The organism is Lentimicrobiaceae bacterium (assembly GCA_023227965.1).
GTDB lineage: Bacteria > Bacteroidota > Bacteroidia > Bacteroidales > JALOCA01 > JALOCA01.
This window is the reverse complement of the sequence record JALOCA010000060.1, coordinates 1-13,455: the sequence shown is the minus strand read 5'-3', so window position 1 is coordinate 13,455 and position 13,455 is coordinate 1. Positions and strand designations below refer to the sequence as shown.

The following is a 13,455-nucleotide window of genomic DNA, read 5'->3' as shown; positions in this document are numbered from 1 at the left end:
CCATATCCGGGAATGCTGCGATCTGGATTATGTATACAGGGTGCTGGGCGGAGATGTTCAGTAAGTTGCCGCAGTGGTCAAGCATCTTGGTCAATGTAAAATATTTAAGAATCAATATTCAATATTCAATAACCATATGATATGCAACTAAAAAAAGGATTAATACACATATACACTGGCGAAGGAAAAGGAAAAACTACGGCCTCGATAGGTTTGGCTGTTCGTGCGCTGGGCCATGGGATGAAAGTTTGTTACGCGCATTTCAATAAACAGCCCGAACTGTACGGCTACAATGAAATTCAAGGTTAACAGAATCTTGGTGCAACCATCCTTGGTTTTACTAAAGGGCACTGGTCGTTTAACACGGAAGTGACACGGGAAAGCAGCCGGAACGATGTAATAGACGGATTGGCCCAACTTGCTGCATTTATTCAAAAGGAGAAGCCTGATTTGCTTGTTCTGGATGAAATCCTGATCTCGGTACGTGATGGCACACTGGCCGAAACCGAATTGCTCGAATTCATTGCCCTGAAACCATTCAATCTGGAGCTGGTCCTCACAGGCAGGGGTGCCAGCGACGGCCTGATTGAAGTGGCCGATTACGTGAGCTACATTCAGAAGGTGAAACATCCTTACGACCGGAAAATAAAAAGTCGTCAGGGAATTGAATTTTAACTATGAGAATGAAAAATATAATCAGATTATACGAAATAAACGTTCCGGCATGATTGAAATGCAGAAAAAATACCTTCAATGGTCGCTCTATCTGGTTGGATTAGTTGTCCTGCTTGTTGCTTCTGTGATTTTGTCTCTGTCGGTTGGCGAAATGAACCTCGGGTTTATGGACATTTTAAGTATTCTCCGGAAAGGGCATGAAAGTATGGAATATACCATTTTATGCCAAATCCGCTTTCCACGCGTGTTGCTTGGCATTGCTGTTGGTGGGGCGCTCAGCCTTTCTGGCATTTTATTGCAAGGTGTTTACCGCAATCCATTGGTTGAGCCTTATACGCTTGGGATTTCTGGTGGTGCGTCATTGGGCGTTGCCTTCGTTATCGTATTCGGATTGCATCAACTCGTTGGGTCGTTTATGCTGCCCCTTGCAGGTTTTGCCGGTTCGTTCCTGATTATTTTCCTGGTTTACACCATCAGCACCCGCAATGGCCGTGTGAATATTCAAACCATGTTGCTTACCGGGGTAATGGTCAGTTTCATCGCGTCGTCGGCCATGATGCTTCTGATGGCAACTACCAGTTCAGAAAACCTGCACGGTATTATTTTCTGGATCATGGGATCATTGGATGAACCCGACATGATGTTGATATACATCACCTTGATTCTGGCTTTTGTTTCCCTGGTCGTTTCGTACTTTTTTGTGCAGCCGCTCAATGCCTTGAGATTGGGCGAAGAAAAGGCCAAACATCTCGGAATTAATACCGACACCGTAATCAAACTCTTGTTCCTGCTTGCCTCGCTGCTTGCCGGTGTTTCGGTGGCGGTGGCCGGTGTGATCGGTTTTGTTGGGCTGATTATCCCGCACCTGATGCGCCTTTTGGTGGGTTCCGATTACCGGATCCTGCTGATCAGTTCCTTTTTGTCGGGTTCCATTTTTCTGGTTCTTTCCGATGTCATTGCACGCACCATCATATCGCCCAACGAATTACCCATAGGGGTGATTACCGGGATTGCCGGTGGTGTTGTTTTCCTGTTGATGATGAGCCGTTCTTCCATCCGTTCACTTAATAAAAGCCGATGAACAATATTCTGGTCCTACAAAATCTGTGTTGCGGATACCCGAAATTTCAGTTGTCCGATATTAACTTCAATATTCCGAGAAGTTCGTTCGCCGGAATCATTGGTCCCAACGGATCGGGAAAAACTACGCTTTTCCGCGCCATAACCGGAACCCTTGGCCTGAAATCTGGAAAAATTCTGTTGTCGGATAAAAACCTGAGGTCGTTTTCGCTGCGGGAGCGGGCTCAAAACATTGCCATCGTTAGCCAGTTTATTGAAGCAGGCGACATAAGTGTGGAAGATTACGTGCTGATGGGCCGGATTCCGTACCACAGCCGTTTCAATTTTTTCGAAACCGACGAGGATTTTGAAATTGCTCACAAGTACATGGAAATGACCGACACCTGGCGGTTTAAGGATCAACTGATGTCGGAATTAAGTGGTGGTGAACAGCAACTTGCCGGAATTGCCCGTGCCCTAACCCAACAACCTCAGCTGCTTTTGCTTGACGAACCGACTTCGCACCTCGACATTACACACCAGGTTCATATCCTGAATGTGTTGCAGCAACTGAACCAGGAAATGGGACTTTCGGTACTGATGGTCATTCACGATCTGAACCTGGCATCGGAATACTGCGACCGGTTGATTCTGGTCAACAAAGGCAAAATACATACTCAAGGTCCTCCGGAAGATGTTCTGACTTTCCAAAATATTGAGGATGTTTACCAAACCGTAATAGTTACCCAAAATAACCCTCTGTCAGGCAAACCAGCTGTTTTCCTGGCTTCCGGGAAAGTGATTAACGACTTACAAATGAAAAGGAATGAGACTTTGTCTGATTGATGAAACCTAAAATTATAAACATGAAAAAACATACCATCTGCTTGTACCCCCTTGGCAAAGAATTGCAGGTAAACAACCAAACTCCGTTGATTGACGTGCTTCATGAATTCGGGATTGAGTTTCCTTGCGGGGGCAAAGGAACCTGCGGAAAATGCAAAGTCAGGCTTTTGGATGGGGAGATAAAAACAACTGATGCCCACCAGCGGAAAATTGAACAACTTGGCCTTTCTCCTGAATGGAGGCTGGCCTGTTTCAGCCAATGTACCGGCGATATCACCCTCGAAATTGAACAATTTAATCACCTGATCCTGGCAGACGAAAGCGAGTTTGATTTCGTTCCGCAAAAAGGATTCGGTGTGGCTGTTGACTTGGGAACTACCACAGTAGTTGCCCAATTGATCGACTTATCATCGGCTAAAGTGCTGGCTGTTGAAACCATGCTGAACCCGCAGGTTAAATTTGGTGCCGATCTGATTTCCAGAATTCAGGCTTGTCTGGATGGAAATGCTTCTGAAATGGCCCGGATAATCCGTTCAGCCATCGGAACAATGATTAAATTAATGCTAAAAAAACACGAAGTCGACCTTCAAAAAGTGGTTCTGGTTGGCAACACGGCCATGCAACTGATCTTTAGCAATTGTGATGTTTCTCCTCTTTCGATGTACCCGTTTCACAGCGATAGTTTAGGCATGAAAACATTTAATCCGGAAGAACTGGAATGGAAATTTCAGGTAACCGAAAAAGTACAATTTTACCCATCCATCGGAAGTTTTGTGGGAAGCGACATCCTGGCTGGGATTGCAGCAACCGGACTTCACCAGAAGGAAAATTATACAGCTCTGATTGATCTGGGAACCAATGGAGAAATCGTCATAGGAAATAAAACCCAGATTGTTTGTGCATCAACGGCAGCCGGTCCAGCCTTTGAAGGTGCTAATATTTCAATGGGCATGAGGGCTGTAACCGGTGCAATCTCGTCTCTAAATCTGGTAGATGGAAAGATAGAAGCCAGTGTGATCGGGAATACTTTACCAAAGGGAATATGTGGTAGCGCCCTGGTTGATGCCATCGCCATTTTCCGCAAGCTGGAACTGATCGGGATGTTCGGCGAAATCATTTCAGGAGAAGAGCAAATTCATATTGCAGGGAAAGTGACCCTGACGCAAAAGGACATCAACGAATTTCAGTTGGCCAAAGCCGCCATTTCTGCCGGTCTGTCCATTCTGGCAAATAAGCTTTCGATTCAGCTTTTCGATATTCAGGAAATATATATTGCTGGTGGCTTCGGAAGTTACATCAATATAGGCAATGTTGTCGCAACAGGAATGGTTGAAATTGAGGAGCAAAAAATTCATAAAATGGGAAATACAGCGCTGATTGGGGCAAAGATATTCCTGTTTTCAAACCCAGAAATAATTGAAGAAATTCTGACAAAAACTACTCATATCAACCTGGAAAGTGATCCTAGATTTCAGGATATCTATGTGGATAAAATGCTGTTTCAATAAAAATCACAAGAAGGGACCTCCTCTCTTGATTAGTAATTCAGTCAAATTCAAGAAGTAATCTTAAAATTCTCTATGTCTGAAGTAATAAAACCTAAAAATTGAAAACTATTGGATAATCTTAACCAAGCTTATCACCGGAACCTCCCATAACACTAGTGTCAGAATTTCTTACATTTGTATCGAAAAAAATGGGTCGGAATGTATATCTACGATAGTTCGTTAATCGGGAAATTGAAAAATGGGGATATTTCTTCGTTTGAGGTTATCTATAAATCGCACTACCGACGTATTTTCCATTTTGCACTTCAGTATCTTCGCAACGAAGAAGCCTGTTCCAACATTATTCAGGATGTGTTTTCTTCCTTGTGGGACAACAAGGAAAAACTGACAATTGAGACCAACCTGAATGCCTGGCTTTTTACCGTGACCAAAAACAGGTGCCTGAAATATATCCGGGATTTAAAATTAGAGAAGCGGCATCTTGGTAATTTGGCTGAGCAACGTATGAGTCTTATTCATGATGCCTTGAACAGTTTGGATACCTCCTCCCTGGCTTTTTATGAGATAGAGAAGCTTATTCAACAGACACTGGACAGTTTGTCTCCGCAATGCCGGAGGGCTTTCGAAATGAGCCGTTTCGATGAAAAGAAATATTCAGAAATCGCCGATGAAATGCAAATTGCACAGAAAACCGTGGAAACGCACATCTCCAACGCCCTTAAAATATTCCGTATCACACTCAAAGATTACCTTCCACTTGTGATTTTTCTCTTCCGCTAAAAATATTTGTAATTTTCACTCAGGGTAAAACCCAACTTATGGATTATACATTACAAATGCCGGAAAATGAAGGAAGAACAGCTTATCGATTTTGTCACTGGAAATATTACCGATCAGTCGGAAATGAAGACTGTTATGGATTGGATCGAAATGAGTCCCGAAAATCGCAAAACATACAATGATATTTTAAATTGCTGGGCACTTTCGGGTATTCAATACGAAAATCCCAATGTGGATGTTGACCTGCCGTTTAGGCAATTCAAGCGCAGAAATTTTAAAGCCCTGATATTTACCGGATATTTGAAATATGCGGCAGCTATCCTGATCTTTCTTTCAGTTGGGGCATTGGTTCAATACATGGTTTCCCAAAAATTCTTCAACCAGGATGTTGCGTGGCAAGAATTGACTGTTCCGTTAGGACAAAGCGCCATATTAGCCATGAGCGATTCAACCAAGGTATGGCTCAATTCGGGAACAAAATTAAGGTACCCTTCAAGTTTTAGCGCTAAATCAAGAGTTGTTGAACTTGATGGTGAAGCTTTCTTTGAGGTTGCTTCCGATAAAAACCATCCGTTTGTTATTAAAACCACAGATCTGGATGTAGAGGTAACTGGAACAAGGTTCAATGTGGATTCTTACGCTGAGAATGAAAAAACGAATGTCACACTTGTTGAGGGGAAGGTGGCAATACAGAATAAAAGCGGAAATACTGTTGCTGAGCTTCTTCCGAATATGAATGCCGAATTCAGTAAATCTGCCGGAATATTAAACCTGAAAAAGGTTAATGTGGAATTTTATACCAGCTGGACAACAGGAACCATTGTTTTCCGGAAGGAATCTTTACGAGAGATAGCAAAGAAGCTGGAGAAATGGTACAGTGTCAAAATTGTGTTCGATCAGGAGAGTATTAAAGATATTGCCTTTTCAGGTTCTATATTGAAAACCAAACCAATAGACCAGATTTTGGAGATCCTCACATATATTTCCAGGATCGGATATCAAATTGAACCCGAAAACAATCAACCAAACGTAATTCACCTTAAACATTTGCCAATGAAAATGAAAAAGTAGAAATCAAAGGGAAAAGGGCCGGAAATATTTGTACTATTCCCGACCCTCATGCACTGACATAAAATGATCAGGCATTCCGATTAAATTTTGAAATGCGAAAAAATTATCCAAAACTTAATGTGTCAAAATTATGAAAAATTTTTATCAATCTTCACCGATCAAGTGGAGATTAACCAAATTATTGCGAATTATGAGAATTACAACGTTACTTCTCTTAATCAGTTTGATGCAAACTTATGCAACGAACTCCTATTCCCAGAACACCAGACTGTCACTGAAAATGGAAAATGCCTCGCTTGAGAACATCTTAAGTGAAATTGAAAAGGTTTCTGAGTTTCGTTTCTTTTATCGGAGCAACGAAATCGATCCAAATGTCAAACATAACGTTGATGCAAATCAGCAAACGGTTGATGAAGTACTCAATTCCCTGCTCAAGGATTCCAATTTGACCTTCAAGGTTTTCGACAAGTATATTGCGATCGTATCGAAAGAAAATGCAAACGAGAATGTTGCAAGTCTTTTTCAACAAAAACCCGTTTCCGGTAAAGTCACCGATCAATTCGGTGCAACACTTCCAGGTGTTTCTGTCGTGGTGAAGGGGACAACTGTTGGTGTCATAACAGACAATAACGGCAATTTTTCAATTTCCAATATTCCTGACAATGCCATTTTGCAGTTTTCGTTTGTGGGGATGAAACCACAGGAAATTGCCGTTGCAGGTAAATCAACTATTAATGTGGTGCTTACTGAAGAAACCGTTGGCATTGAAGAAGTGGTAGCCATTGGTTATGGCACCCAAAGGAAAGTGGTAGCTACAGGTTCTATCGTTTCAACCAAAGGCGCTGAATTGGTTAAAATCCCGGCCCAAAATCTGGCCAATTCACTGACAGGACGCCTTCCCGGGGTTATCATCAATACTCGATCCGGTGAACCGGGATATGACGATCCAACAATATTCATCAGGGGTTTAAGTACTACCGGAAATGCCAATCCTCTTATAATTATAGATGGCGTTGAACGATCAGGAATAGGCAGGTTGAATCCGAATGATATTGAAAATGTGACGGTTTTGAAAGATGCAACTGCTGCTATCTATGGTGCGCGGGCAGCAAATGGTGTGATTTTGGTAACAACCAAACGTGGAACTGACGGAAAATCTCAGTTTGAGGTTAACTTTAATCAGGGATTTACACAGCCTACGAGAACACAAAAAATGGCTGATTCATATCTTTTCGCAAATGTTCAAAATGAATACAGAGCAGCACAAGGATTATCTGCAAAATATACGGATGCCGAGTTACAAAAGTTTAGAGATGGTACTGATCCAGACAACTATCCTAATACAAACTGGCAGGATTTGATGATTAAGACCCTTACCCCAACTCAACGGGCAGATATTTCGGTATCCGGGGGAAGCAAAAAAATGAAATATTTTGTTTCATTGGGAGGACTTAACCAGCCAGGACAGTTTAATTATGGTACTGAAACTTATAAGCAGTACAATTTCAGATCAAATATTGATGTTCAGGTGACAGATTACTTCAAATTTGGCTTTGATTTATCAGGAAGAATGGAAGACCGTCACCGTCCGGTTAATGATCCATTCTCTCATATCATGTTATACCTGCCTATGTGGCAACTTCACTGGCCAGGTACGGATTATTTGTACCCATGCAGAGATGGCCAAAACATAATTAATATGGTTAGCGATGCAGCGGGGTACAGAAATCAGAATTATCGTGGAGTGACAAGTACTTTATCTTTTAAACTCGACCTACCATGGGTCAAGGGACTTTGGGTAGATGGAAGTGCTAACTACGATGCAGGATACAATTTTAATAAAACATGGAATACTCCCTCTTATGTGTACAATAAGAACAGTTTTACGGGAATATATACAAAAACGACAATTGGTTCAGCTAAAGCATCACTGTCTGAAAATTTTGATCAAAGTACATTTATGACAGTTAACGCTAAAATAAACTTTAAGCGTAGCTTTAAAAAACACAATCTGGATGCTATGGCTGGTTACGAACAGCGGCAAACCAATTATGACTATTTAAGTGCTTTCCGGAATAACTTTATTTCTACGGAACTTCCTCAATTATTTGCCGGAAGCAGTGTAGCCAGTGATCAGGGGAATAGTGGCACAGCCTCGACTACAGCAAGGCAAAACTATTTTGGCAGAGCATCCTATGACTATGCAGGTAAATATTTAGCTCAGGCAATTTTCAGGTACGATGGATCGATGAATTTTGCCAAAGATAAACGATGGGGCTTATTCCCCGGATTCTCATTGGGATGGAGATTATCGGAAGAATCATTTATGAAAGGAGTGACCTTTATTAATAATTTAAAAATCAGGGCATCCTATGGTGAAATGGGAAATGATCAGGTAAGTTCTTATCAGTATTTGATGAGTTATGGCTACAATACAAATTACAGCAATGTAATTGGGAACAACGATGTATCAGGTTTGACCCAGAGTGGTGTGCCTAATCCTGATATAACCTGGGAGGTAGCCAAAACATCGAATCTCGGATTGGAAGCCACCCTTTGGGATAATCTTTTGGGCGTAGAATTTGATGTTTTCAAAACAAGACGGTCCAATATTCTGACAACGCGCAATGCCGTTGTCCCCGATTATACCGGATTAGCTCTTCCATCACAAAACGTGGGTATTGTCGAAAACAAGGGGTTCGAGTTGCAACTGTCGCATATCAATAATAAACATGCCATAAAATATAGTTTAACCGGAAATTTCTCCTTCGCAAGGAACAAGGTCATTTATGCTGATGAGGTGCCAGCAGCTGAACCGTATCAGTTAGCCACTGGTAGGCCTATTGGTTCAGCCTTATATTACAATGCAATAGGCATTTTCCGCGATCAGGCACAAATTAACAGCACTCCACACCTGGTAGGGGCAACACCCGGGGATATCATATTTCAGGATGCTAACAACGACGGTGTGATTAATAGCAGGGACCAGATAAGAATTAATGAAACGAATGTCCCTCAAATCGTTTATGGTTTTACGACATCATTCAGTTATAAAGGGTTTGACCTATCGGCATTATTTCAGGGACAGGCAAATGCAATATTTTATTCCAACTGGTTTGGAAGATTTAATTCCGACGTAGGAAATTTTTTCACTGCACGTGCTGAGGGTCGTTGGACCCCACAAAATATAGAAGGTACAATGCCTCGAAATGATTATGGCGGGAACAGTAATCTTGTACAATCTACTCAATGGTTAAAAGATGCAGGTTTCTTACGATTGAAAAATCTGGAACTTGGCTACAATTTGCCGAAACGTATCACTGAAAAATTAAAAGTTCAGGGATTTCGGATTTTTGTCAATGGCTTTAACCTGTTTTACTTGTATGACCATTTGAAAGATTGGGGGCAGGATCCGGAAGCTAATAATACTACCTTTTATTATTCTCAACAACGTGTTTTGAATATGGGATTCAACTTAACTTTTTAAAACTAAAAAAGATGAAAAAGATAATATACCTGATTGTAGCAGCGTTGGCGCTAACTTCATGCAAGGATATCCTTGACCTTAAACCATTGGATAGAATTTCTGAAACCAGTGTTTGGAATGATCAGTCGCTGATTGAATTGTATGTAACAACCAATTATCATGCAGTTGAACACGGATTTTACCAGGGGGGTATTTGGGGGGGAGCAATAAGTGGTGAAATTAATAGTTCATCAAATGCGAGCTTCGTTTTGCAAGGTAGCTTAACCTCCGATAATGTTACCTCTGTTGATCCAAGCGATTCGTACCTTAAGATAGGTACCCCTCCGGGATTAAATTATTGGAAATCAGCCTATAGTTATATCCGGAACATCAATGTTTTCTTTACAAAAATAGATGATGCGCCAATAGACATTGCAGTAAAAAACAGGTTGAAAGGAGAGATGAAATTTATTCGGGCTTTCACCTATGCCAATTTGATCTGTAGGTATGGCGGGGTTCCAATCATTGACTATGTATTTGCTTTAAACGACGACTTTACTAAAGTATCAAGGGCTTCGTACGATGATTGTGTAAATTTCATCATCAAAGATCTCGACGATGCGATTGGTTTATTGCCCAACCAACAAACCGGCGCTTTGCTGGGACGGGTTTCCGGAGACGCAGCAAGGGCATTGAAATCCAGGGTATTGCTATATGCAGCAAGCCCTTTAAATAATCCGGCCAATGATCTGGCAAAATGGACCAAAGCAGCAACTGCTGCTGAAGCGCTTTTAAATTCCGGTTATGCTTTGTACAATAATTACCAAAACCTGTTTTTGCCCGGGGCCATCACTAGTAATAAGGAAATAATCTTTGCAAGGTATTTTACTCAGGCAAATTGTCATTATACGCATTTTTGGTGTGGCCGAAACGCAGATAATGCAGGGGGTTTTGCAAATGCACCAACACAAAACATGGTGGATGCGTATGAAATGGTTAACGGTGAACTGCCTTATTTAGAAAATGGGAGTATTAATTCAGCTTCAGGTTATGATCCTCAAAATCCTTATGTAAATCGTGATCCAAGATTTGAAGCTTCTATTCTGCATGATGGTTCTGTCTGGAGGGGTAGAGTGACAGAAACTTTCCAGGGAGGAATAGATTCGCCTGGAAGTTCTATGTCGCCATGGAATGCTTCTTTGACATCTTATTATCTTAAAAAGTTTGTACAACCCGAACTTATACCTGCTGGTGATATTAAGGCGTCAAGCATTAATTCAACTTCTCCATATGTATTCTTCAGATATGCCGAGATACTATTAAACTATGCCGAAGCCAAATTTGAATTGGGCGATGAGGTAAATGCACGAAAATATATCAATATGATACGCTCCCGTTCAGGAGTTGATATGCCCCCGGTAACTGCTTCAGGTCAAGAATTAAGGAAAAAAATACAGAATGAACGCAGGATCGAACTTGCTTTTGAAGGACATCGTTTCTTTGATGTCCGCAGATGGAAAATTGCAACGACGACTGAGATTAAGAATGTTATGGGTATGAAGATAATAAAGCTTGGGGACGGATCAAAAACATATACCCCTTTTCAAATTTTGGAACGCCATTTCTCCGATAATCTTTATCTTGTTCCAATTGCACGAATAGAAATTGATAGAAGTTTAGGGGCATTAAAACAAAATCCAGGTTATTAAATTTTTAAGGAAATGTACTATCCTGAGCGATGAGCTCAGGATAGTACATTAGGTTAATCTGCTAAATGAATTGATTCATTCATTCCATTTGGACTAAATTACTGTTGCACCTTATTTTATAGATAATCAGGGGTAAAACTAATGCGTTAAACATCTTAACGCACCTAAACAACTTTTGCATTCTGTCGGCTCGTCCCCTGTTCAAATAATCCAATCTTTATATTTAAATAGTACTTAAATATGAAATATAATCGTCGAAAATTCATTAAGACTGGTAGTATCTTAATCGGAAGTTATTCCGTTGTAAAGGCTTCTGAACCATGGTTTGACAAGAAGTCAAAGGTTTGGGATGAAATCAGAGAAACCACTCTTTCAAATTTGCGTTGCGAATACTTAACTGATCCGTTGGGGATTGATACAGATCATCCGAGGTTTTCCTGGGAAATAATTGATTTTCGGAGGGCAGTTCGCCAGACGGCCTACCAGGTTCTGGTTGCCTCTAGTCTAAAAGCGCTCAAGCGCGATGAAGCGGATCTGTGGGATACTGGACGTGTGGAATCTGATGTAACCATTCAAATTGAGTACAATGGAAAGCCGCTGGCTTCCAGCACAGTGTGTTTTTGGAAAGTACGGGTTTGGACCACTGCATTGAAGAGCATGGAAAATGGAAGTGACTGGAGCAAACCGGCACTGTTTTCTGTTGGTTTACTTCAGGAGATGGACTGGAAGGCAAAGTGGATCACTGCCCCCGATTTTATTTCCGATAGTCCGATGCATGTCGGATACATGTCGTTGAAAGTTAATGATCCCAATGACCAAAAATGGGTTCAAATTGACTTAGTCACCCAAAAGAACATTAATGGCATCCGTCTTCATCGTGCCGCAGGCAGGCGAGGCGTTTATCCCAATGGAGGTGAACTTTCACCTAGCTATGACTTCCCGTTGCGGTTCAAAATAGAGGTTTCCGATTATGAGGACATGAGTGTAAAATCGATGGTTTCCGATTATACAAAGGAAGATGTCGTGAGTCCTGAAAAGGAACCGTTTAATATCCGGTTTACGGAGGTGAAGGGAAGATATGTACGCCTTACATCGTTGAAACAGAGGGTCGTTTTGAAATTGGCGGGAATGGAAGTTCTTCATGGAGAAACCGATTTGGCAAAAGGGTGCAAGGCAACGGCACTCGATTCTTACGAGGATATTGCTGCCGGTTTCGGCATTTCTCTTCTGACTGCAGGTAAAACGCAATATGACGGGGGGAGTCGCCGCAGGCTTCGACCTGCGCCTTTGTTGCGCGGCGAGTTTGTTTGCAAAAAGCCTGTAAAACGTGCCATAACCTACTCCACGGCGTTGGGTAATTACGAATTACGCATCAATGGAACCCGCATCAGTGATACATATATGGCACCGGGTTATACGCAATATAACAAACGTGTTCCCATACAGACCTTTGATGTGACCTCCGTGTTGCATGAGGGGGCGAATGCGGCCGGAGCCATACTGGCCGATGGTTGGTACCGTTCACGATACAGGTTGGATGGCTACGACCAATTCAAAGATTTTGCTCAGGGTAGATTTGGGGACATTATACCAAGGTTTTTATTACAGATTGAGATTGAATATGAGGATGGCACACGCGAGATCACCGGTACCAATGAAACTTGGTCCTATACTTTTGAAGGACCTTACCGTAAAACGAGTATGTACGATGGGATTATTTACGATTCCCGGTGTGAACTCCCGGGCTGGAACGAGCCTGGTTACCATGGTGAAGGTTGGAAATCTACAGTGGTCTCGAAACCAGCATGGAAATTGCACCTCTGGCCGCAAACTGTTCAGCCAATAATCTGCAGGGGCAAGTTCAAGCCTTTATCCTTAAAGCAAACACCTTCTGGTAACTGGATATGTGATTTTGGTCAGGGTGTTGGAGGCGTGTGCCGGGTTACCTTGGATGGCGCTGCGGGCACTAAGGTCAAACTGCGCCATGCCATGGCGCTGAACGAAGACGGATCACTCTACACCAAAAACCTTTGGGGCGCCTATGACAACGGCGATGTTTATATTCTGGCCGGGAAAGGCCCCCAGACTTTTACGCCAGACTTCACGTTCCACGGTTTCCGCTATGTTGAGATCAGTGGTCTTGTGTCTTCCGTAAACCTAATTGATATCACAGCACTAATGATCTCAGACAGCTGTCCGGTAACAGCAAATTTCGAGACGTCCGATTTGAGATTAAATAAGTTATGGAGTGCCGTATCAATGACCTTTCTGTCCTGTCTGAAAAGTTCGATGGCGGATGTAGCTGATCGAGACGAACGATGGGGTTGGATGGGAGATTGTG

General features: G+C 42.1%; 8 protein-coding genes and 1 pseudogene. All 9 read left to right on the top strand.

All coding sequences use genetic code 11. The features are described from left to right. The first annotated feature begins 141 nt into the window (after positions 1-141). Positions 142-675 (top strand): annotated as a pseudogene (locus tag M0R21_13245) (cob(I)yrinic acid a,c-diamide adenosyltransferase). A gap of 49 nt (positions 676-724) precedes the next feature. Further along, entirely contained in the window at positions 725-1,756 is a 1,032-nt protein-coding gene (locus M0R21_13240; GenBank protein ID MCK9618786.1) for an iron ABC transporter permease, read from the top strand. Continuing rightward, positions 1,753-2,580: an ABC transporter ATP-binding protein gene (locus M0R21_13235; GenBank protein ID MCK9618785.1), complete on the top strand. Its 828-nt coding sequence runs from the start codon at positions 1,753-1,755 to the stop codon at positions 2,578-2,580. Before M0R21_13240 ends, M0R21_13235 begins: the two co-directional genes overlap by 4 nt. 20 nt (positions 2,581-2,600) lie before the next feature. Continuing rightward, entirely contained in the window at positions 2,601-4,088 is a 1,488-nt protein-coding gene (locus tag M0R21_13230) for an ASKHA domain-containing protein (GenBank protein MCK9618784.1), read from the top strand. Positions 4,089-4,286: 198 nt separating this feature from the next. Then, positions 4,287-4,868 carry an RNA polymerase sigma-70 factor gene (locus M0R21_13225; protein MCK9618783.1) on the top strand — a complete coding sequence of 194 codons (582 nt, stop codon included), beginning with the start codon at positions 4,287-4,289 and terminating at the stop codon, positions 4,866-4,868. Between the two features lie 66 nt (positions 4,869-4,934). After that, positions 4,935-5,939: a DUF4974 domain-containing protein gene (locus M0R21_13220; protein MCK9618782.1), complete on the top strand. Its 1,005-nt coding sequence runs from the start codon at positions 4,935-4,937 to the stop codon at positions 5,937-5,939. 190 nt (positions 5,940-6,129) lie between these two features. After that, positions 6,130-9,426, top strand: a complete 3,297-nt coding sequence (locus tag M0R21_13215) for a TonB-dependent receptor (protein MCK9618781.1) — start codon at positions 6,130-6,132, stop codon at positions 9,424-9,426. Positions 9,427-9,437: 11 nt separating this feature from the next. Continuing rightward, positions 9,438-11,114: a RagB/SusD family nutrient uptake outer membrane protein gene (locus M0R21_13210; GenBank protein ID MCK9618780.1), complete on the top strand. Its 1,677-nt coding sequence runs from the start codon at positions 9,438-9,440 to the stop codon at positions 11,112-11,114. A gap of 240 nt (positions 11,115-11,354) precedes the next feature. Next, positions 11,355-13,455: family 78 glycoside hydrolase catalytic domain (locus tag M0R21_13205; GenBank protein MCK9618779.1), on the top strand; the 2,101-nt coding region annotated here is incomplete at its 3' end.

Excerpts from the sequence above, each read along its gene's own strand:
- M0R21_13235 (MCK9618785.1), top strand. The coding sequence starts at position 1,753 with ATGAACAATATTCTGGTCCTACAAAATCTGTGTTGCGGATACCCGAAA.
- M0R21_13240 (MCK9618786.1), top strand. The coding sequence starts at position 725 with ATGATTGAAATGCAGAAAAAATACCTTCAATGGTCGCTCTATCTGGTT.
- M0R21_13210 (MCK9618780.1), top strand. The coding sequence starts at position 9,438 with ATGAAAAAGATAATATACCTGATTGTAGCAGCGTTGGCGCTAACTTCA.
- M0R21_13215 (MCK9618781.1), top strand. The coding sequence starts at position 6,130 with ATGAGAATTACAACGTTACTTCTCTTAATCAGTTTGATGCAAACTTAT.
- M0R21_13230 (MCK9618784.1), top strand. The coding sequence starts at position 2,601 with ATGAAAAAACATACCATCTGCTTGTACCCCCTTGGCAAAGAATTGCAG.
- M0R21_13220 (MCK9618782.1), top strand. The coding sequence starts at position 4,935 with ATGAAGGAAGAACAGCTTATCGATTTTGTCACTGGAAATATTACCGAT.
- M0R21_13225 (MCK9618783.1), top strand. The coding sequence starts at position 4,287 with ATGTATATCTACGATAGTTCGTTAATCGGGAAATTGAAAAATGGGGAT.